Here is a 22,609-nt window from a genome sequence, read left to right on the forward strand (position 1 = left end):
AACGTAATGAAGAAAGACTTGTTATATATAGCGACTCTGCTTTGCCTTTTGTCGATTTCCTTTATCGCGAAAGCGACAATCCGTCCCACGTACCTTCGCGTGGAATACAAGATAAATCCCTTTCTTGATGATCGTAAACCGCGATTGAGCTGGGAACTTGTGGCGGAAGGATTTGACAATAAACAAACAGCTTACCAGATAATTGTGGCTTCTTCATCTGAAAAGCTGAATAAAGGAGTAGGAGATCTATGGGATAGTAAAAAGGTGGCTAGTAATCAGACCAATCAAGTGTATTATAAGGGAGCTGCGCTAAAGTCGGGGCAGCAAGTGTGGTGGAAAGTAAGGGTATGGAATCAAGATGGGGTGGCTGGTCGCTGGAGCGATAACGCACGCTGGGAAATGGGGAAGCTGGACGAATCGGCTTGGAGAGCAAAGTGGGTGGGTAAGGATTTAAATCATTTGGCTAAAGGAGGTGCGTATGAGTTACCTCCGTCTCCCTATTTACGTAAGGAAGCTGTATTGACCAAACCTGTTAAAGAGGCTCGTTTATATATTAGTTCGTTAGGGATACATAACTTTTATATTAATGGTGAAAAAGTGGGAGATGACTTCTTTAGTTCGGGGTGGACCGATTACAATAAGCGGGTCTACTATCAGGTTTATGACGTGACAACGAAGGTGAAGAAAGGCAACAACGCTTTTGGTGCTATTTTAGGTACAGGTTGGTATGCTGGTTATTTAGGATATGCATTGCTGGTCGGTACACCGCAGGTGAATCAGTTTTATGGAAAATTTCCGATGCTAAAAGCGCAGATTGAAATCGTGTATCAAGATGGTTCCCGTGAAACGGTTTCAACGGATAAATCATGGAAATGGGGCCTTGGAAATGTGCAGGAGGCAGACATGTTGCAGGGAGAGAGGTACGATGCACGTCAGCTATCAACAAAGTGGAGTATGGTTGGTTTTAATGACTCGAAGTGGGAGCCGATTGGGGAGTTTGAAAATAAACCAGGTCAACTGCTGCAACTCTATCCAGGAGAACCCGTACGTGTTGTTAAAGAGCTTTCTGCAAAAACTATAAAAAAGGTCGGACAAAACAAATACATAGTTGATTTTGGACAAAACTTTGCCGGTATAATCCGTTTAAAGCAACGTGGCATCGCGGGAGACTCTTTGGTTTTTCGATATGGAGAGATGCTTCATCCGGATGGAAGCTTGGTAACAGAGAATCTACGCAAAGCTCGTGCGACCGATACCTATATTTTTAGAGGTGATAGTAACGCAGAGCAGTGGGAACCAAGTTTCACCTACCATGGTTTTCAATTTGTGGAAATCTCCGGACTCAAGGAGGAACCGAAGCCCGATTTTCTGACGGGTTTAGCAATGAGCTCGGACTTACACGAGGCGGGTCAGTTTCAAACGGATAACAGTCTCTTGAATCAATTGTACCAAAATATTGTGTGGACACAGCGTGCCAATTATCTGGATATTCCTACGGATTGTCCACAACGTGATGAACGACTAGGTTGGACGGGCGATGCACAAGTATACATGCGGTCCGCGATTTTTAACAATGATATTGCTGCATTTCACAAAAAATGGATTCAGGACCTTAGTGATGCGCAATGGGAAAATGGAGCATATCCTATATATGCTCCTATTCCAAAAAACAAAGCTGGATTTGCAGCGATCCGCCCGTCGGATTCATTCTCTCCGGGCTGGTCTGAGGCGGGTATCATTTGTGCTTACGAAGTTTTTAAAGCGTATGGTGATCACGAAGTGGTGAAGCAGTCGTACCCGAATATGCTCCGCTTTATGGAGTTCCTTAAAGGTCGTACGACGAATCATATTTTCCCTGAAGGAGCTTTTGCTGATATTGAACCGAAAGGTGGATTCGGAGATTGGCTGTCGGTAGGGAAGAAGACGAGCCCCGATTTGATTGCATCGATCTATTATTTCTACTGTAATAAGTTAATGAGAGAGATGAGTGCGGCTATCGGACGAAAGGAGGAGGCCGATTATTTCGATACAGAAATGAAGGCTTCTCAAGCGAGGTTTAAGGCGCGTTATATTGCTGCTGACGGAAAGTTGAAGACACAGGATAGCTTGTATGGTGATGGAAGTGGCTATGTAGAGGGCCAAGGAGGATTCTCTGGTCACACACAAACGGCCTATGCTAACGCCATCTATGCAGGTATCCTTTCTCCTGAAGGTGAAAAGCAAGCTGGAGCCTATCTGCAAGAGCTGATTACCGCTAACGGTGGCCGATTGGCGACAGGTTTTTTAGGTTTTAAACCACTCTTACCGGCCCTTAGTAAAGTTGGCGCATCGGATCAGGCCTATAAGCTGATCTTGAGTACAGAATACCCTTCTCTAGGTTACGAAATTGTAAATGGAGCAACGTCTATCTGGGAACGGTGGGACAGCTACATTAAAGGTAAAGGTTTTGTACACAATGCCGCTATGAATTCTTTTAGTCATTACGCTTTTGGATCTGTCAATGAATGGATGTTTGAAAATATTTTGGGTATTAAGTCCCTGGAAAATGGGTATCGGAAGATTGTGGTGCGACCGGAGATTGGACAGAATGGAATCAAAAAAGCGAGTGGGAGCTACCGTTCTATAAATGGACTTATACAATCTGCTTGGGAAATCCAAGGCGCGCATGTTGTACAAGAGGTAGATATCCCTGTGAACACGAGTGCCCTGTGTTACGTGAGGGCGGCCTCACCGAAAGATATTCTTCTTAATGGGAAGCCTTTAGATCGTACCTTTCTAAGAGATCGCGTTACTCAGGAGGGAGAGGAGATCATCCTGAAACTTGGGTCCGGCAAGTATATTATAAAGTCAATTTTTTCATTACCTTAGATCTATTCAAACCATATAGATCTATAAATGCCTAATTTAGTGAGCGAGTTTTTAAAGACGTTACAGATAAATGATTTTTCGGCCACACCTAAATATCAGCAGCTTGGATCTGCTATTATAGATGCGGTGAAGCAAGGAACGCTTAAAAAGGACGACATGCTTCCTTCGATTAATGAGTTGAGTGTATATGTTGATATTTCACGGGACACGGTGGAAAAGGCCTATAAGTTTTTGAAAACGCAAGGCGTCATCGCATCTATTCCAGGGAAAGGATATTATGTTGCTACTGCTGATGTGCAGAATCGCGTTAAAATTGCATTTTTTCTAAATAAACTAAGTACGCATAAAAAGCTGGTGTATGACTCTTTTGCAGCAGAGATGAGCGATGCGGCAGCCATAGATTTGTTTGTATACAACAGTGACATATCCTTTCTTAGAAATCTACTCGGTAATATGAGTAATAACTATGACCATTATGTACTTTTTCCCCACTTTAAGGAAGGGAGGGATCAGGCTGCAGATGTCATAAATAAGTTAATCCCGACAGGTAAACTGGTGTTGTTGGGCAAATATATTGAAGATATCAATGATCGTTTTCCGGCTGTGTTTGAAAATTATGAAAAGGACATATACGGTGCTTTAGAAGAGTCTCTTTCCGCTTTAAGTAAATATACGACGTTGAAGCTTATTTTTCCGGATAATAGCGATTACCCCAAAGCTATTATTAAGGGTTTTTATAAGTTTTGCCAACAGTATGCTTTTAATCACCTGTTGGTTAGTGACCTCAGTAAAGAGAAGGTGGAGAAAAGTGCTTGTTACATTAATCTTGCTGAGGATGATCTCGTACAACTTTTGGATAAGATTATCCGAAAAAAACTGCAGGTCGGACAGGATGTTGGTGTGATCTCTTACAATGAAACACCGCTAAAGAAATTTATCCTCAATGGGATTACTACGATTTCGACCGATTTTGAGTATATGGGTAGACTTGCTGCGAATCTTATTAAAAACAAGTCTGTAGAACACCTAGAGGCGCCTTTTTATTTAACAATGCGGGCTTCCATTTAGACGTTAAAAAATCTCCTTTGTATAAAAGGAGGATGGGATTCATACATAGACAGTGACGATTGATTTTTCTTCGAAGATATTGTCGTTTCGATTTCAAACTTTATTTCTAAATTAGCCCTCCATAAATTGGAAGGATTTGCAGTATGGGGAAGACATAATGTCCCCAATATTGTGAGGTAAGGTTATGTTTGAGAAAGACAGATTAGATGAAGATTTGCTGGTTGCTCTTCTCGTAAAGGGAGATAGAGACGCTTTTTCTCAGCTTTATGCGCGATACTCCTCGGACTTGCTGCACCGACTCAACAAACTTCTACCCGACGAAGAAGCAGTTCTTGAAATACACCAAATCGCATTTGTCCGCCTATGGGAAATTCGGGAACGCGTCCGTATTGAGCAAGGCATATGGTCTCTATTACATACCATAGCGCGAAATCTCGTAGTCGACTATTTTCGAAAGTCGGCCACAAATGAAGCCGTCAGAAATGCGTTACTTACACAAGCAACACTGTATTATGAATTAGACGAACCGACGAATCAGGTCGAAGAAATGTCTACGCTATTGTCAGCGACGATCGACCGACTACCGGCTAAGCGAAAAGAAATTTTTCTATTGTGTAAGTTTCAAGGAAAGAGCTACGAAGAAGTGGCACAGCTGCAAGGCGTTTCCATCGGAACGGTAAAAGACCATATGGCAAAAGCAATGCGCTTTTTAAAGACAGAGCTAGGCGGAGCATTGTTCTCCCTGTTCTTGGCACTAGTCCACGCTTGGAGATAATTTTCGTATTCGAAAAGTCTCTCGCGAAAAAAAATCAAAAAAACTTTTTTTATGAACATAGATTTTATCTGTGCCCTACGTATTATACGTAAAGGCGGCACGGAAGAGGTCTGCTATTGGAGAAAAAATGAAGAACAGGAACGATCTTTTTGACTTGTATTTAGCGGGGAAATGTACACCTGAAGAGGCTGAGCAATTTGTGTCAGGCTTGTCGGATGATCAATTCTGTGCGGAATTAGAGGTACGAGTGGATGAAGTGTTCCGACAGGAACTTAGAGAAAATGAGGTGCTGCCCGATATGGTTCGACTTTCGAAAGAACAATATGTAAGCATTGAAGCTTTGATCTTCACCACCGTAGCCGAAAATGAAGAAGAGCGCGTAAGGTCTATTTCATCTACAATCTGGCGATGGGCTGCCGCCGCTGCTGCAATCATTATTTTTTATGTGGGATTTGACCAATGGAATAAGGACCACAGCATGATAACAGGGGGAGGTCCTATAGCAGCCGTACAGGATACTACAGAAACACCGACAGGCGTAACATTAACATTGCCGAACGGTCAAGTGGTAGCGTTGGCAGATCATGAAGCCGCACAATACGCTTCTCGGGAAAAGCAAGATGGCGTTTCCTTTTATGAGCTAAAGGCATCCGATGTTGTACAGGAACCAATGGTACAACAAATCAATGTGCCCCAAGGTCAGACGGGCGCTGTTGTGTTAACCGATGGAACCAAAGTGTGGCTCAACGCAAACTCCAGCTTAACCTATGATGTGAACTTCGTAGGGAATGAACGTTTGGTAAAACTCCAAGGCGAGGCTTATTTCGAGGTAACGCCTAATAAAGAGAAACCGTTTATTGTCGAGTCTAAAAATCAACAAGTGAAAGTCTTAGGGACGCACTTCAATGTGAAGGCCTATACGGTGAGTCATGTTATAACGACGCTATTAGAAGGGAAGGTACAAGTTTCAACGGGTGCGAAGGAACGTATTCTGAAACCCGGACAAAGTAGTGTTGTAGGTTTTAATGATAGTGATATTAAAGTTGTGCCTGCTATATGCTATGAGGTTAATGCCTGGCGAAATAATGAGTTTGCTTTCTACGACGCAACATTAAATGACATATCCGATGAATTGTCGCGCTGGTATGGCGTGGAAGTGCAGGTGGTTGGACGCTCGGATTCCTTTGGTTTTACCGGGGTGATTTCGCGTGAAAAAAGTCTGCCAGAAGTATTAGAAATATTGCGCCGCACAGGGCAAATAAGATATCACATAGTGCCAACCGGGCTAAAAGAAAGGAGGATTATTTTGATGCTATAGTTTTACACAACAACAAACCAACTAAGTGCTACGCTTCTAGAAGCATAGCTGACCGTAAATGATGAACAAATAAATTACTACCAATGAAATTAATGAATGCCACGGCAATCTTGAAAAGAGTTGCCCTGGGTAAGCGTATCGTAATGATATTGTTAGCACTGGTGTGCGGACAATTGACGATGGCGGCGTTTGCGCAGAAAGTGACCATAAACCGAAAAGGAATAACACTAGCTGAAGTGTTTAATGAAATAAAAAGACAATGTAATTGTGATTTCTTTTACAATGAATCGCTTGTAAAATCTAATTCTGCTGTGGATCTAAACATGCAGAATGCCACCGTACATGAGGTGCTTGACTACTGCTTTAAAAATCAGCCACTCAAATACACAATTGATAATAAAACAATTGTTATTACAGCAAAACCTTCATCTGTAAAACAACAAAAAGTACAGGTTCGTGGCCGTGTGATGGATTATCAAGGTAAGCCCTTGCCGGGGATCACGGTTGGTGAAAAAGATAACGCCAAGAATCTGGTAGGGACAGATGTGGATGGAACATTCCAAATCTCGGTAACGAGTGGCAATGCTACTTTGGTATTCAAGAGTTTGGGTTATGAAACATTAAGTGTGCCGTTACAGCAAAAAACTTGGCTAGAGGTTCGTCTTACGCCGGTAGAAAACCAACTGGATGATGTGGTTGTAACGGGCTACCAAAAATTAGAGAAAAAATCGTTGACAGGATCTATCGCTACGGTAAATATGGCACAACTGGAGAAGATTTTCCAACCTAATATTGACAAGTTATTGCAAGGACAGGTACCGGGACTTACGGTGATGAGTACGTCAGGTGCTCCGGGTGCAATGCCGCAGATCCGTATCCGAGGAACGGCCACTTTGAGTGGTAATGTGCAACCGCTATGGGTGGTAGATGGTATTATCTTAGACGATGCGGTGAATGTGTCAGTCGATGATATTATGACAAACCGGAACCTTATTGCGTCTGGAATTGGCGGGGTGAACGTCGAAGATATTGAAAGCATCAACGTATTGAAAGATGCTGCAGCGACTGCAATTTATGGTACGCGGGCAGCAAATGGCGTTATTGTGATCACGTCCAAGAAAGGTCGTGCCGGGAAGACCAGAATTGGTTTTACAAGCAATGCTTCTTTTGGAGAGCGACCACGCATTGAAGATGCTTATATGATGAATTCTAAGGAACGCATTGATGTGAACTTGGAGATGATAAAACGAGGGGCTTTCAATGCAGTAACAGCAGCCGTTGGTCAATACAATACGGTATCAGATTTTGAACGCTACTTTATTGACCTGACAGATAAAAAGATTACATGGGAAGAGTTTAACCAACGTGTCAATTATCTTGAAACAGTCAATACCGACTGGTTCAAGCACTTATTCAGAACTTCCTTTTCAAACAGACAGAACCTCAGTGTATCTGGCGGTGATGAAAAAACAACATTCTATGCTTCTGGAAGTTACCTGAATGATCAGGCGACAGCGAAAGGGGTTGGACAAAAGACATATACAGGATCTCTTAAAGTATACACTAAAATCTATAATAAGATTCGCCTGGGCGTGATGATGGATATTAATGCGCGCGAGAACAATAGTTTCTTTGCCGTAGATTCTAAAGAAAATCCATTTGAGTACGCGATCTACACCACGCGTGCGCAACCGGCACTCAATCCTGATGGTACGTACAGCCACTTTTACCTGAACGAACAGAAATACAATTTCTTGGAAAACAGAGATAAGGGATGGCGGGATTCTAGAAACTTCGGTCTTCGAGGCTCTGTGGATCTTGAATACAAGGTGCTGAAGGACGTAACATTTAATAGTTTGTTCTCCTATGCAAAACAAAATACAACCGATGAAGATATCGCTGTTGATGACAGTTACTTTGTACGCATCCGTAAAAGAAACGATCGTGAGATCGTGAACGGACAATATAAATATACATGGACTGAAGGCGGTTATCGTAAAGATCGGAGTTCATACAATGGGTCTATTACTTTCCGAAATCAGTTGACTTACAACCCGATGTTCAAGGAAGTGCATTACCTTAATGTAATGGTCGGTCAGGAAGTCCGCAAGTCTAAAACAACAGACGTCTCAACAGAAATTTATGGTTATTCCCATGATCGAGGACATCAACAAGTCCCACAGTATGATTATATGAAGAAAATTGGTGTTCCCTACTGGAAAGAGAATCTAAGCGATGGTGCTAATGTTTCTTATTTCGGGGCGGTAAACTATACTTACGATAATCGATACACTTTGAGTTTCAATGTGCGGACAGATGGTTCCAATCGTTTTGGTTTAAAAACCAATCAATTGTTTCAACCGTTGTGGGCAATTGGTGCCAATTATCAAATGAAAGAAGAACGCTTCTTGCGTGATGTAGATTGGTTATCATACCTTACTTTGAAAGGCTCTTATGGTAGTCAAGGGAATGTTGCGGCACAGGCCTATTCAGACCTTGTGGCGAATATTGGTGCCGTAGTGCCAGAGAATCCAAGCAATTACTTAACTATTATCGCGCCTAAGAATCCGAACCTTAAGTGGGAGCAGACTTATACAGGAAATGTAGCCTTAGAAGCAGGTTTCTTTAAGAGACGCTTGATGTTCAATGTTGAATGGTACAATAAGAAAGCGATGGATCTGTTGGGAAATCGTCAGGTTTCACAAGTGACTGGCTTTGAGAGTGTGCAGGTAAACTGGGCTTCGATGCTGAACCGCGGTTGGGAGTTCTCGCTAAACACCATCAATATCGATAATGAGAAATTTAGATGGTCTTCTAATATCAACTATGGATTTAACAAAAACAAGGTGTTGGATGTATACACCAAGCCAACGGTACAGAATCTAACGAATCCGAGACGAAGCAATTATGCGGCGACAGCTATTGTTGGGGAGCCGATTGATGGATTGTGGTCTTATCGCTATGCAGGACTAAATGAGGCTGGAAGAGCTACATTTTATACGGCTAAAGAAGGCGAGAAGGTATTGTATGGGATGACGAATACCAATGGACTGGCATATTCTGGGGTCATGAATCCTACTTCGCAGGTCGGATTTACTAATACATTTACCTATAAACGAGTGACATTATCGGCTCTTTTCATTGGTAGTTTTGGCAACGTGATGCGTTTACGTAATATGTCTAATGGTAGTTACTTAGGCTTCCCGGATCCAACTCAAAATATGTCTAAAGAATGGGTGAACCGTTGGAAGAACCCAGGCGATGAGGCGCATACGAATATCCCTGTTCTAGAGGTCGGTACCGATACACAATTGACCGCGCTTGCACCAACAAATGGAACTATGTTTGATAATTCGGATTTACGCACCGTAAAAGGTGATTTTATCCGTCTCCAGAATGTTTCTATTAGCTACGATTATTTTACACCTAGGCTGCGTGCTTTAGGCGTACAAAATATACGTTTGGCATTACAGGGAAATAACCTTCATGTGTGGAAAGATAAAGCATTGAAAGGTCAAGATCCGGAAGCACAAGGATCGAGTGTTGTTGCATATTCAGATACTAGAAATAGAAATATAAATTTCGGCAATACCTTCCTTCCGGTACCTCGTTCATATTCTTTATCTCTATCGGTTCAATTTTAATATTTAAGCAAATGAAAACTATTTTAAGATATAGCCTGTTACTGGTGGTTTTACTGGCATTCGGTTCTTGCAAAGATATGTTGGATATCAAGCCGGTGCATAGCATGATGCCGAAATCGCTGGAAGACTATGAGGCTGTTCTATTGGGCGGATACCCAAGGACAGATTTCTTTATCAAGACAGAGATGTTGACGGATAATATATATGCGAATCTAAATGCAGAGGTTCAACCTACGCAGGAGAACGAGCGTTGGTTTACTTTCGCACCCTCACTTTTACCACCGGAATCACTTGTGGATCCGTACTGGGGGCAGCTTTACAAGAGTATCTATTACGCAAATACGGTCTTAGATAACCTAAAGAAACTGGAGGTTACGCCACTTCAGCAGCAACTTTTTGAACAGGTTCAAGGGGAAGCTTATGCATTGCGTGCATTTAGTTATTTCTACCTGATTAATTTTTATGCGGATGTGTACGATGTAAAAAACTTGAATGCGCCAGGCGTCCCGATGCCCTTGACGGCCGACGATGTAAATGCGAATGCTGGAAATAATGTGCGAACACCTATAGGAGATGTCTGGAACCAGATTGTAGCCGATATCGATAAGGCGAGCCAGCTATTGTCTGGAAAGAAGATCACAGATCGCTACCGTTTTTCATCCAATACATTGGAACTCTTCAGGGCGCGTGTAGACCTTATGATGGGTAATTATGAATCGGCTATAGCACATGCTAAAACTGTTATTGATTTCTATCCTTTGGCCGATCTTTCGGGATTAGAGAAACGCTTGGCGGAAAGTGGCGCCAAAAACGTGTTGACTTATATATATGGCTTTGTGGATACCCAAGCAAATAAAGAGCTATTGTTTTTTACTGGCGGTAGAGCTGGAACCAACCCTTATTATTATGCAACGGGTTCGATGAAACCTTCTTTAGATTTGTTGACGTTAACAAAGCGTTACGGGGAATTAACAGATTATAGACAGTTTATTTTTGATCCATTTGAAGAGAATGCTGTTCAAGCAATAAAAACGGGGAAGACTGTTTACAAGATGTACGCGAGTCAGGATTTGATTTGGTACTATGTCGGGTTTAAGGCAAGTGAGGCTTACCTTATTCGGGCAGAGGCACAGGCTAGATTGGGTAAAGATGAGCTCGCCTTGAAAGATATAAACCAAATTTTAGCGAGCCGTATGCGTAAGGATTTTGTCGTAACGTTGAAAGCAACTGACTTTGCAAATAATGCGGCTGTGTTGGATCGGATCTTAGCAGAGCGCCGGTTGGAGTTGGGGCTTGATGCAGGTTTACGATTTATGGATTTACGCCGGTTAGGAAAGCCTGAGATCCAACATGTGTTTAAGGATGCCCGGGTGTATACCTTGGCGAAAGATGATTCACGCTATTTGATGCAGATTCCACCTTCTGAGTCTGAGAATAGCCCTAATATGCCTTTAAATCCAAGATAAAATGAAACAAAACAAAATACTTTTTTATGCTTTTATGGGGGTTCTGTTGTTGAACTTTACATGGACTAGTTGTACTAAAGAAGCCAGTATAGTGCCTTCTGAAAGCTTAGGTTTTGAACAGCAGTTCAAACCAAAGGAGGATGCGAACCCGATTGAGAAATCTTTATTTAACGACTACAATGTTTGGGTACGGATGGATTTTAACGAGTCGCGAGAGGTATATAACGCTTATCTGGGACAGGATGTAAATAACGCTCGTTTTCCAGCACAAAAAGTCGATCAGAATATGCGGCAGAGTGCTTATGTATATATGCAAACGCTACTGTCTAATGTTTCTAAGGTTTATGCGCAACAGGTTATGCCTAACGAGGTTTTCTTTGTGAAAACGTATGGACATCCTGCTTATGGCTATCAGTTTAATGTTATTGCTCGGAATAGACTGGCTTTTGTTTGGCCTAATGCCACTTATGGTGCACAGCCTGTAGTGGATCCCGACACACACTATTACAGAGATTCGGTATTGACGAAAGCGGTGTGGGATAATCTGAGTAGAATGATAAGCGATCGTATTACGGAAGAGATACCAGGGTTTGAAAAAATTGGTAAACCGTATGATGGTGGAGCTGCATTTACAAAGATTCGTGATCAGTATTTTATTGATTATGACTTGGCCAAAAGAAATAGAGATTGGCAGACATTGGCTGACCAAGGGGGGTATCTAGACGCATATTCTTCTGCATCCTTTAAGGATGAATATGCGGCTTTCTTCAAACTTATTTTATTAGAGTCTTATGCAAATATCAATAAAAATTATTTAGAAGGAAATGCAATGCGCAGACAGAAGTATGATTTGTTTGTGAAATATTTTCGAGACACCTACAACTGGGATATCCAGGCAGCGGGAAACAAATACCGTGAAATGCTAAGTAGCTTTCAGTAAGAGGATAGCGGGTATAAAAATAGGCCATCAAGTATAAATAAAGGATTAAGTAAATAGATAGTATGAAAATTTTAAAAATGATGCTGTTGTTAGCCCTTCCGGGTGCAGCAGTTGCGCAGAAATCAAATTTTGCAATTGACGGTAAGATCCAACAACCGCAAAAAAATGGACAGATATTCCTGTCTATCCGTACGCCAAACAGTCAGCTATTGGACTCGGTAAAGGTAACTAATGGAAGTTTTGCTTTCAAAGGAGAGGCAAATGGTCCTACGATGGTTTATATTGTTTACGATCAGGAGAATAAAGGTTGGGACAATATTGGCAGAAATGGTGACATGATTGGTTTCTATGTCGATAAGGGCAAGACAACGATTCTGGCTAAAGATTCGGTGAAGACGGCCGCGATCAAAGGGAGTGCATTGCAAGATGCGCATGTTGCGTATAAAAACCTGTTGAAGGAGTCTGAGGATGGTATCAATGCTATTAATTTAAAATATAGCAGTGCCACTCCTGAACAACGTAAAGACGAATCGTTTGCAACACCATTGCGGGAGCAGTACATGAAATTTGCAGATAAGAAGAAACAACTGCAACAAGATTATATTGCGAAAAATCCATCTTCTTATTTCAGTTTGTTAGCGATTCAAGATCAGTTGTATTCGGGGTCCGAAATCCTCGCTTTAGAACCTGACTTTAACCGTTTATCCACCGCTGTCCGTGATTCCGAAGCGGGACAGGCTTTTGCCAAACAAATTGCGGCTGCAAAAGCGACTGAGGTGGGAGTGTTAGCGCCTGATTTTACGCAGAACGATGTGAACGACAATCCCGTCAAGTTATCTGACTTTAGAGGGAAGTATGTGCTATTGGATTTTTGGGCGTCATGGTGCGGTCCTTGTCGTGCAGAGAATCCTAATGTCGTAGCAGCGTATGCGAAATTTAAGGATAAGAATTTCACTGTTTTAGGTGTTTCTTTAGATCAACCGGGTAAGAAAGATTTATGGTTGAAAGCAATCGAGGCTGATAAATTGACTTGGACGAATGTGAGCGATTTAAAGTTCTGGAATAATGAAGCGGCGAAGTTGTATGGTGTCCGTGGTGTGCCTCAAAACTTTTTGATCGGTCCGGATGGAAAGATTGTAGCGAAGGATTTGCGTGGTGAAGCGTTGCATGAGAAATTGGCAGAATTATTATAGTAGACGAATGAATAGACAAATTATGAGAAAGATAAAGGCAGCAGCAGTGCTGTCTTTTTTTTCCGTTCTTGGCGTGCAGGCGCAAGACGGAGGTAAAGTTGTGCTGGAAGGAAGGGTAGATCGGAAGTTTGATAATACGAAGGTGTTCCTATATAATAACATTACAGGAGAAAATGATACAGCTGTTGTGCGTGATGGTGCGTGGCGGATGGAAAGACCTTTTTCTGGTCCTACGCGACACATGCTGGCCGCGGAAGCGGAGTCAAAAAAACATGGTGGTTATGCTCCTTTCGGAATTTTGATCGGTGAGCCTTCCAAGATTATTATTGAAGGTGATCTGGAGTCTTTTTATACGGCTCAGGTTTCAGGATCCAAAGCACATGATGTGCTCAATGCGTACAACCGATTGGTAGGCGAAACAAATGAAGCGGAAGCGTTAATGACGGTGGTACGTAACCATCCTAATTCTTTTGCGTCGGCTTTTATTCTGGAGCGTTATGGGAAGGTATTGACGCCCGAGCAAGCTTTAGCTTGTTACGAAGGCTTGTCGGATGCGGTGAAAAAAACGGATTATGGAAAGTCTGCCGGAAATCAGATTCAGGGGGCTTTACTTTCTAAGGAAGGTGCGCTGGTAAAGAATTTTAGTTTACCGAATGAAAAAGGAGAGAACATTGATTTTGCAGTGTTTAAAGGGAAATATATTCTGTTGGATTTTTGGGCATCCTGGTGTGGCCCTTGTATAGAGGAGTTCAAAACGTTACGTGAGGTCTATGCACAATACAAAAAATCAGCGCCTTTTGAAATTGTTAGTATCTCTACCGATAAAAGTGAGGGTGCATGGAAAAAAGCGTTACAAAATCAGCAGCTTCCTTGGGTGCAGCTGCATGACCTGCCCGAGGATCAAGCGGTCGCCTCAAAGCGGTTTGCTGTAACAACATTACCGACTACTTTTTTGATCGACCCGGAAGGTAAGATCATAAAGAAGAATATCCGTGGAAATGATCTTAAGGTTTATTTGCAGGAGTTGTTCTCTAAGTAGGAGTAACTTTTAGGCTTTTTGTCTCCCTATTGTTGTGTAAGCAAGTGATGGGTGGAGTGAAAGTCGTTATACTTGAAATTTATTTAATGATAAATTGAAAACGTAGGAGTCTAAACCCTACGTTTTTTTTGTTTCGTGCTATGATATTTTACTTTCTTGTTAATTGTGCTGTTGAAACTATACTTTTTTTACTTACCTTAGATTTTATAATATCAAGGGGTCTGCCATGATTTTTTGATACGAACTAACCTTTTTCATTGCTAACAGTTGGAAAGATGACGTCGCTTAATTCCGATAAAATCCTTTTTGATAAGTACTATAAACAACTATGCTATTTTGCATGGCAGATGGTACGTGATCAAAATTTGGCGGAAGATTTGGCACAAGATGCATTTGTAGCTTATTTCCAGCGAAAGAATACCGTATCGATTGATGAAACGGCAATTAAATCCTTTCTTTATTCCTCTGTGAAATTTTCGGTCTACAATCGACATCGTAAAAGTTTAACGGAACGAAAATTTTGGCAACGTATTGGTTTTAAAGAAACTGATGATGTTGATTATGAACATCAAATTATAAGAGCTGAATTTATGGCTGCGTTGGCAGAAAGTATGGCAAAGTTACCAGAAGGTTGTCGAATGGTAATGACCATGAGCTTTGTGGATGGCTTGTCAAACGATGAGATTGCATCACAATTGGCATTAAGTGTAAATACAATTAAGACGCAAAAACAACGAGGACTGAATTTTTTACGTAAAAACTTACGTGCTGACTATTTCTCAATTTTATTCGCATTTTTTCTCACGACAGTCAGGTAAATTTTTTTTATTTTTTTTGTCACCCCAATTCATGATTTAGGTTTCTTACATCCAGATTATGAATAAAACCTCATTTGCCATATCGTCCATTCTGATTAAATGCTATCAACGCGAACAGCTTTCTAGTTCGGAGAATAACATATTGCAGGCTTGGCTATTAGAGAAAAATGGCCAAAATAAGCAACTTTTTGATGAACTTATGGCTAAAGAAGGAGATAGAGAGACGAATTGGTTGGCTTCTATGGATCAGGAAAAGGCGTGGGAACGTATACAACATAAAAGAAAACCCCAAAAGCGAAAAACTATCATTTGGTCTGCCGCCGCCATGTTGGCTGTTGTGTTTGCTTCTGCAGTTTATTGGTATATAGGGGGAACATCAAAACCTGTCGACAACCCACGTTATGTAGAAAGTACAAATACAAAATATAAAAATGACGTCCTGCCGGCTAATCTTGGCGCACATATCATCTTAGCTAATGGAGAGGAGATCGCGGTGTCGGATACTTTGAGAGTTGCTGTCAACGGAAACATGATGAGCCATGGAGAGACAGAGGTTATCCCTTCTGTTCATGCTCCCACTGCGTTGAATACCTTGGTTGTACCTGCGGCTAATTTCTTTAAAATATCGCTTGCAGATGGAACCAATGTATGGGTTAATTCCAGTAGTGAACTTCGTTTTCCAGCACAATTTGCGAAGAATGAGCGACGTGTTTTCTTAAAAGGAGAAGCGTATTTTGAGGTTGCAAAAGATGCTTCAAAACCCTTTTATGTGGAAACAGGAGACATGAAGGTGCGAGTATTAGGTACGCATTTTAATGTTTCAGCGTATGAACAAAGAAATAAAACAACCCTTCTAGAAGGCAGTGTCGAAGTGACTAGCGCAACAAAATCGGTGGTTATTGCTCCTGGGCAAAGCGCAGAATGGACGGAGGGGAGCCTTCGCGTACGAAAGGCAAACCTTCAAAAAGTTATGGCTTGGAAAAATAATGAGTTTTTCTTCCAAGAGGATAATATCGTCAGTATTGCCAATCAGTTAAAGCAATGGTACGACCTGGATATTTCCTTGACTAAAGAAGTGTCATTAACCGAAACTTATTCCGGTGAAATACGTCGTGATGTACGGTTGTCGGAGGTCTTAAAGATGCTTGAATTCGTTAGTAAATTAGATTTTACACTAGACAAGAATAAACTATTAATCACTAAAAAATAAACGATATGGAAAAACGATACATCTAGAAATAAAAAACAGGAGTGTTCCAGCACCCCTGTTAAACATTAAGTTAAATAGAATACTAATCTTACACATTAACCCAATTACTCAAATGTATGAATAACTTCTCATTTGGCAAAGTCCTTAGTGGCTGTAAAGCAGTGCCTTTGCCAATAATTCTCCGAATTATGAAATTAACAACCGCTCTATTGTTGGTTTTTATGACTTCGGTTTATGCCGAAGGGAACGCCCAAAAGGTTACCCTATCCCTTCGTAATGCTAAACTGGAAGATGCTTTTAAACAAATTAGCAAACAGACAGATTACAAATTTCTGTACAGTGATGAGGTTCTAAAACGATCTTCACGTGTGACGATGGATGTACGGAATTCAAGTCTTTTGGAGGCACTCAATATGTTGCTGCCCGGCAGTAAGTACTCGTATAAGATTATTGCTGAAACCATATCAATAACATATAAAGAAGCGTCTCCTACGGTAGATCCTGTTACTGCTGAAGAACAAAACCGTATTACCGGTAAGATCACAGGGGAAGAAGGAAAACCATTGGCAGGAGTGACCATCACAATAAAAGGGAGTGCTATTTCTGTGATGTCCGATCAAAATGGTGATTTTTCTATCGCAGCACCAAATGGTGCCACGTTAGTCTTTCGATATGTTGGATATTCAGATCGGGAAGTTGCTATTGGAAACCGGTCAGCTATTAACGTACAAATGAAACTAGAGCAAAGCGAAATTGAAGAGGTGGTTGTTACTGGTATGGGAATGCGTGTCGACAAGCGTTTGTTTACAGGGGCAACTTCCAAGGTGTCGGGTGCAGATGCACAGATTGGAGGTTTGCCTGATCCTAGCCGTGGCCTTGAGGGAAGGGTTGCGGGTGTTTCTGTACAAAATGTTAGCGGTACATTTGGTACAGCGCCTCGTATCCGTGTGCGTGGAGCAACTTCTATTTATGGTAGTTCTAAGCCGTTGTGGGTTGTCGATGGTATGATTGTCGAAGATGTTGCCGACGTAAATGCGGATCAGCTATCCTCGGGAGATGCCTTAACATTGATTAGTTCTGCTGTAGCGGGGTTAAACGCCAATGACATTGAATCTTTTCAGATTTTGAAAGATGGTTCGGCAACTTCCATTTATGGTGCCCGTGCTATGGCAGGGGTTATCGTAATAACAACAAAGCGAGGGTCCTCAGGAAGAAGCTCTGTGAACTATTCAGGAGAATATACTTCTCGCGCTATTCCACGTTATTCGGAGTTCAATATCATGAACTCGCAGGAACAAATGTCGGTGTATCAAGATATGTACAATAAAGGATATTTGCGCTTGGCAGAAACATCAAATGCTTCATCAAGTGGGGTCTACGGTAAGATGTACGATTTGATAAATAAAGGACAACTATACAATGATCTTTTTGGAGATCAAAAAAACGTTAACGCTTATTTGAGAGAAGCGGAGTACCGCAACACGGATTGGTTCAAAGAGTTGTTCAGTACGGGCTTGCAACATAATCACTCCGTTAGTATGGCTTCAGGTAATGAGAAATCTCAATACTATAGCTCTGTAAGTGCTTTGGTAGATCCAGGCTGGACGAAACGCAGTGGTGTAAATCGGTATACGGCAAATTTGAATGCCAACTATAATATCCTACCTACGCTGAAGTTAAATTTGATTACTAATGGCTCATACCGGGATCAGCAAGCTCCTGGGACACTAGGACAGGCTACTGATGTCGTGTTTGGTGAAGTGAAACGAGATTTTGACATTAACCCGTATTCTTATGCAATGAATACATCTAGAACTTTAGACCCAAACACCTACTATGTCAGAAATTATGCCCCATTTAATATTTTGAATGAGTTGACTAACAATTATATGGATATTGACGTAGCCGAATTGAAGTTTATGGGTGATTTAAAGTGGAAGGTGATCCCTGGATTGGAACTTGGAGCTTTCGGAGGTATCCGTTATCAGTCCTCAGCGCAGCATCACCATGTAAAAGATCAATCTAATCAAGCAACGGCATATCGTTGGATGCCTACCACGGCAATAAGAGACGCCAATCCGTACTTGTATAAAGACCCTTCAGATCCATATGCCATCCCGGTAACGGTTCTTCCTGAAGGCGGGATTTACAACCGTACCGACCATAAAATGATGGATAAACTTCTTCGTTTTACAGCACAGTTTGACAAGACTTTTAATAAACACGCGCTAGCTATTTTTGGTGGTTCTGAAATTAGCGATATCGCTCGTAATAATTCATGGTTTCGTGCGTGGGGAATGCAGTATGACTTAGGAGAAAGTCCATTCGCCAATTACCTTGCTTTCAAGAGAGGACAAGAAGAGAACTCGCATTACTATTCAATGGGTAATACAGCTTTTAGGCAGGTTGCTTTCTTTTCTACGGCGACCTATTCTTTTGACGGAAAGTATGTCTTGAATGGTACGGTACGTTATGAAGGAGCCAATAAGTTAGGGAAATCTCGTTCCGCTAGATGGATGCCTACTTGGAATATTGGCGGTTCCTGGAATGTTCATGAAGAAGACTTTTTTCAGGCATGGAGGCCAACCTTGTCTCACTTTACACTGAAAGGGTCGTATAGTTTAACCGGTGATAGAGGACCAACCAATGTGACGAATTCAAATATTGTTATTGAATCCTATACTCCTTGGAGACCTGGTACGCTTGATAGTGAGTCGGGCCTACAAGTCAAAGATCCGAAAAATGGTGAATTAACGTACGAAAAGAAGCATGAGTTGAATGTAGGAACATCAATGGGCTTTTTTGATAATCGATTAAATGTTGAGTTCGATTGGTTTACGCGAAACAACTTTGACTTGATTGGTATTGTGAATACCCAGGGACTCGGTGGATTTATTTCGAAATTTGGAAATGTTGCAGAAATGAAATCAAAAGGTCTGGAACTTGGTCTTACAGGATCTATTGTGAAAAAGGATAATTTTCAATGGACGTCCAGCTTTTTCTATACACATGTAACAACTAATGTAACCAAATTGGACACGCGGAGTCGTGTTATAGATCTAATTACAGGTACTGGTTTTGCTACCGTAAATCGTCCTGTTCGTGGTTTGTATTCTATTCCTTTTGTAAATATTAATAATGAAGGATTACCTGTTTTCATTGGACAGGAAGGTAAGGAAACAACTACTGATATTTATTTCCAGGAACGGGAAAAGATGGGATTCTTAATGTACGAAGGAGCAATAGACCCTACTGCCTATGGTAGTTTCCGTAACGTTTTTCGTTATAAAAACTTTGCGTTAGATGCATTTATCACCTATTCATATGGAAACGTTGTACGTTTAGACCCTGTGTTCAAAAACAGTTATTCTGACTTAACATCTTCTACGCGTGAGTTTGCTAATCGTTGGATGGTTGCCGGAGATGAAGAGAAAACAAATGTGCCAGCTATTGCCTCACTACGTCAGAATAATGTCTATGGCGGAAACTTAAAACATGCGTACAACGCTTATAATTACTCATCGGTTCGAACGGCTAAAGGCGATTTTATTCGTGTGAAAGACGTGTCTTTATCCTATGATTTTCCTAAACATTTCATTGAACCTTGGAAGTTAAACTCCTTGGGATTACGTTTCAATGCGACCAATCTGTTTTTGATTTATGCGGATAAGAAGCTGAACGGACACGATCCGGAGTTTATGAATGCTGGTGGGGTGGCTGCGCCAATTCCAAGACAGTATACCTTGACTTTACGTGTCGGTTTGTAATGGTTGTTGATATTAAGTTATGTAATTATGAAAGTAAGAAAAAATAGATATATTATCGCTTTCCTAACTTTAAGCTTAGGGTTTAGCGCATGTAATAAGTATCTCGATGTGATGCCCGATAATAGAGCGGAGCTTAACACCGAAACGAAAATTGATAAACTTCTAGTTTCTGCATATGCAGAGTCTTCCAATCTAAGTCTTACCGAGTTTTCGTCCGACAATGTGGATGACTATGGTAGTAGTAATCCGAATAGTGAACGTTTGTTAGAGGAAATCTTTCGATGGAAAGATGTTAGCGAGACAGGACTCGATAGTCCCAAAGAGTTGTGGGAGTCTAGTTACAAAGCGATTGGAAGTGCAAATCTAGCGCTTGAAGCAATTGCTGAGCTCGGAAACCCTTCCTCTCTTGACGCTCAGCGAGGAGAAGCGCTGGCCGCTCGAGCTTTTAATCATTTTGTATTGGTTAATACTTTTGCTCAACATTATACCAAAGGAAATGCAGCGACTGATTTAGGGATTCCGTATATGTTTAAATCAGAAACTACTCTGAACCCGCAATATACGCGGAACACCGTGAAGGAAGTGTATGATTTTATTGTGAAAGATCTGGAAGAAGCGCTTCCTTTAATTGACGATGCTTCTTATGGTTCCACGCCAAAATTCCATATGAATTTAGCTGCAACAAATGCACTAGCTGCGCGTGTCGCGCTTTACATGCAGAATTGGGAAAAAGCGCTACAGTACGCCGATGCTGCGATAGGAACAAACCCAGCTCCGATATTGCGTAACAATAGAGGGATTGCAGCAAATGCGGTAAGTAGCGTGACAGGATTAGCTGTATTTTATAACGCCAGCTCTGAGAAAGCTAATCTAATGCTACAAACATCATTCTCTAATCAGGGCTTGTATTTTGGTGCGTATTATGTTGGCTCTAGATATAGCCATGGAGCTCTTATTTCTAATACGGAGACTTTCCTTTCCGATGCGCCTTTCGGTGTCAGGAGCTCAACAGGATATATACCACGTGTTTATGTGTATGGAGGAACTAATTTGGATAAAAATTTAGTAGCTCGGGTTTCCTATATGTTTGAATTTACCGATCCTGTGGCGCAAATTGGTTTCCGGCATGCGGTACATGCTCCTTTTACGACGGAAGAAACGATGTTGGTACGTGCAGAAGCGTTAATCCATCTAAAACGCTTTGATCAAGCTGTCACGGACATGAAAAGATGGGTCGATAATACCTTAGCTGCTCCGCCAGCTACTTTTTCTGTGGCTAGTATCAATACTTGGGGAAACCGACTGGCTTATCATACGCCAAAGATGCCAACGCCAAAGAAGAAATTTAATACTGAATTTACTGTAGAAGCAGGAACTCAAGAGAACATGCTGCACGCGTTACTTTTTATTCGTCGTTTGGAAACCATGCATTTGGGACTTCGTTGGTTTGATGTAAAACGTTACGGAATCGAAATTGAAAGACGTGTCCTCACCTCGGGTGGAGAGGTTGGTTCGGTGGAAACGGCAACTAAATTGGTTGCACGGGATAACCGCCAGGCCATTCAGCTTCCGCAGGAAATTATAAGTGCAGGTTTAACTCCTAATCCAAGATAAGATGAAAAGATATCCTTTTAAATATGCAATTGCTCTCTTGGCTCTCCTACATTTTTCATGCTCCAAGGAGAAACTTTCCTCGGATAGTATCTTTGTAGACTCTAAGATTGATAAGAACGAATTGGATCTTTATATAGAGAATAAATATGTAAAGCCCTATAATGTATCTATTGTTTATAAATATGTCGACGGTGAGTCTGACATGAATTATAATTTAAGCCCGGCGAACTATCAAAGTGCGGTCAGAATGACCAAATTGTTTACCTATTTGGGGATAGAGCCATACGATAAGATCACAGGTAGTACCGGCTTTATTCGGTCCTATTTTCCTAAGCTGTTGACTTATATTGGTTCTCCAGCTTACCGGAACAACGGAACAATGGTATTGGGAACGGCGGAAGGAGGTCGAAAGATTACCATGTATAATCTAAATGCCTTAAACGATCAAACAGCTTCAGATATTGAGTTTTTGAATTTCTATTATTTTCACACGATTCACCACGAGTTTGCGCATATATTGAATCAGACAAAGGATTTCCCTCGGACATTCAATGCTATTAGTGGGGCTACTTATGTCGCCGATGCTTGGAATACAGAGTTTAATGACAATACGGCCCCAGCTGCAGGCTTTATATCGGCTTACGCAGCTAAAGAAGCTTCCGAAGATTTTGTTGAAGTCTATTCGTACTACATTACATTGACGCCAGCACAGTGGCAGGCACGGTTGAATCGAGGTGGAGCCGCTGGTCGAGCTATTCTTGAAGCGAAACTGAACATCGTGAAAACCTACTTTATGAGTGTGTGGAAAATTGATATGGATGTTCTACGGGATGATATTCTCGAGCGCCAAGCTAAATTACCGACTCTAGATCAAACATCTTTAAACTAG

14 protein-coding genes are annotated in these 22,609 nt (G+C 41.5%); all 14 read left to right on the top strand.

Going from position 1 to position 22,609, the window contains the following annotated elements; genetic code table 11:
- Positions 1–6 precede the first annotated feature (6 nt).
- The 14 genes from E2P86_RS01795 to E2P86_RS01860 all read left to right on the top strand — a co-directional run bounded on the left by E2P86_RS01795 (position 7) and on the right by E2P86_RS01860 (position 22,609).
- Positions 7–2,868, top strand: a complete 2,862-nt coding sequence (locus E2P86_RS01795; RefSeq protein ID WP_134430369.1) for an alpha-L-rhamnosidase — start codon at positions 7–9, stop codon at positions 2,866–2,868.
- 27 nt (positions 2,869–2,895) lie between these two features.
- Positions 2,896–3,936 carry a GntR family transcriptional regulator gene (locus tag E2P86_RS01800; protein ID WP_134430372.1) on the top strand — a complete coding sequence of 347 codons (1,041 nt, stop codon included), beginning with the start codon at positions 2,896–2,898 and terminating at the stop codon, positions 3,934–3,936.
- A gap of 184 nt (positions 3,937–4,120) precedes the next feature.
- Positions 4,121–4,711, top strand: a complete 591-nt coding sequence (locus tag E2P86_RS01805) for a sigma-70 family RNA polymerase sigma factor (protein ID WP_134430375.1) — start codon at positions 4,121–4,123, stop codon at positions 4,709–4,711.
- Between the two features lie 127 nt (positions 4,712–4,838).
- Positions 4,839–6,029: a FecR family protein gene (locus E2P86_RS01810; RefSeq protein WP_134430378.1), complete on the top strand. Its 1,191-nt coding sequence runs from the start codon at positions 4,839–4,841 to the stop codon at positions 6,027–6,029.
- Positions 6,030–6,112: 83 nt separating this feature from the next.
- The gene (locus E2P86_RS01815; RefSeq protein WP_134430381.1) at positions 6,113–9,673 is read left to right on the top strand and encodes a SusC/RagA family TonB-linked outer membrane protein; all 3,561 of its coding nucleotides are present in this window, start codon (positions 6,113–6,115) and stop codon (positions 9,671–9,673) included.
- An 11-nt stretch (positions 9,674–9,684) separates the two neighbouring features.
- Complete coding sequence (locus tag E2P86_RS01820) at positions 9,685–11,139, top strand: RagB/SusD family nutrient uptake outer membrane protein (RefSeq protein ID WP_134430384.1); 1,455 nt, start codon at positions 9,685–9,687, stop codon at positions 11,137–11,139.
- A gap of 1 nt (position 11,140) precedes the next feature.
- The gene (locus E2P86_RS01825; RefSeq protein WP_085472417.1) at positions 11,141–12,079 is read left to right on the top strand and encodes a hypothetical protein; all 939 of its coding nucleotides are present in this window, start codon (positions 11,141–11,143) and stop codon (positions 12,077–12,079) included.
- A 62-nt stretch (positions 12,080–12,141) separates the two neighbouring features.
- On the top strand, positions 12,142–13,272 hold the full coding sequence (locus E2P86_RS01830; protein WP_085472416.1) for a TlpA disulfide reductase family protein: 1,131 nt from the start codon (positions 12,142–12,144) through the stop codon (positions 13,270–13,272).
- Positions 13,273–13,294: 22 nt separating this feature from the next.
- Positions 13,295–14,311, top strand: coding sequence for a TlpA family protein disulfide reductase (locus tag E2P86_RS01835; protein ID WP_166785131.1), 1,017 nt, complete (start codon positions 13,295–13,297; stop codon positions 14,309–14,311).
- Positions 14,312–14,586: 275 nt separating this feature from the next.
- Complete coding sequence (locus E2P86_RS01840; RefSeq protein WP_085472414.1) at positions 14,587–15,129, top strand: RNA polymerase sigma-70 factor; 543 nt, start codon at positions 14,587–14,589, stop codon at positions 15,127–15,129.
- 58 nt (positions 15,130–15,187) lie between these two features.
- Positions 15,188–16,339, top strand: coding sequence for a FecR family protein (locus E2P86_RS01845; protein ID WP_134430388.1), 1,152 nt, complete (start codon positions 15,188–15,190; stop codon positions 16,337–16,339).
- 188 nt (positions 16,340–16,527) lie between these two features.
- Complete coding sequence (locus E2P86_RS01850) at positions 16,528–20,106, top strand: SusC/RagA family TonB-linked outer membrane protein (RefSeq protein WP_240775556.1); 3,579 nt, start codon at positions 16,528–16,530, stop codon at positions 20,104–20,106.
- Positions 20,107–20,133: 27 nt separating this feature from the next.
- Positions 20,134–21,720, top strand: coding sequence for a RagB/SusD family nutrient uptake outer membrane protein (locus E2P86_RS01855; protein ID WP_085472411.1), 1,587 nt, complete (start codon positions 20,134–20,136; stop codon positions 21,718–21,720).
- Position 21,721: 1 nt separating this feature from the next.
- Positions 21,722–22,609, top strand: coding sequence for a zinc-binding metallopeptidase (locus tag E2P86_RS01860; protein ID WP_134430390.1), 888 nt, complete (start codon positions 21,722–21,724; stop codon positions 22,607–22,609).

This window comes from Sphingobacterium psychroaquaticum, assembly GCF_004421025.1.
Taxonomy (GTDB): Bacteria; Bacteroidota; Bacteroidia; order Sphingobacteriales; family Sphingobacteriaceae; genus Sphingobacterium; species Sphingobacterium psychroaquaticum.

Coding starts and splice junctions, on each gene's coding strand:
- E2P86_RS01795 (WP_134430369.1), top strand. CDS start 7: ATGAAGAAAGACTTGTTATATATAGCGACTCTGCTTTGCCTTTTGTCG.
- E2P86_RS01800 (WP_134430372.1), top strand. CDS start 2,896: ATGCCTAATTTAGTGAGCGAGTTTTTAAAGACGTTACAGATAAATGAT.
- E2P86_RS01805 (WP_134430375.1), top strand. CDS start 4,121: ATGTTTGAGAAAGACAGATTAGATGAAGATTTGCTGGTTGCTCTTCTC.
- E2P86_RS01810 (WP_134430378.1), top strand. CDS start 4,839: ATGAAGAACAGGAACGATCTTTTTGACTTGTATTTAGCGGGGAAATGT.
- E2P86_RS01815 (WP_134430381.1), top strand. CDS start 6,113: ATGAAATTAATGAATGCCACGGCAATCTTGAAAAGAGTTGCCCTGGGT.
- E2P86_RS01820 (WP_134430384.1), top strand. CDS start 9,685: ATGAAAACTATTTTAAGATATAGCCTGTTACTGGTGGTTTTACTGGCA.
- E2P86_RS01825 (WP_085472417.1), top strand. CDS start 11,141: ATGAAACAAAACAAAATACTTTTTTATGCTTTTATGGGGGTTCTGTTG.
- E2P86_RS01830 (WP_085472416.1), top strand. CDS start 12,142: ATGAAAATTTTAAAAATGATGCTGTTGTTAGCCCTTCCGGGTGCAGCA.
- E2P86_RS01835 (WP_166785131.1), top strand. CDS start 13,295: ATGAGAAAGATAAAGGCAGCAGCAGTGCTGTCTTTTTTTTCCGTTCTT.
- E2P86_RS01840 (WP_085472414.1), top strand. CDS start 14,587: ATGACGTCGCTTAATTCCGATAAAATCCTTTTTGATAAGTACTATAAA.
- E2P86_RS01845 (WP_134430388.1), top strand. CDS start 15,188: ATGAATAAAACCTCATTTGCCATATCGTCCATTCTGATTAAATGCTAT.
- E2P86_RS01850 (WP_240775556.1), top strand. CDS start 16,528: ATGAAATTAACAACCGCTCTATTGTTGGTTTTTATGACTTCGGTTTAT.
- E2P86_RS01855 (WP_085472411.1), top strand. CDS start 20,134: ATGAAAGTAAGAAAAAATAGATATATTATCGCTTTCCTAACTTTAAGC.
- E2P86_RS01860 (WP_134430390.1), top strand. CDS start 21,722: ATGAAAAGATATCCTTTTAAATATGCAATTGCTCTCTTGGCTCTCCTA.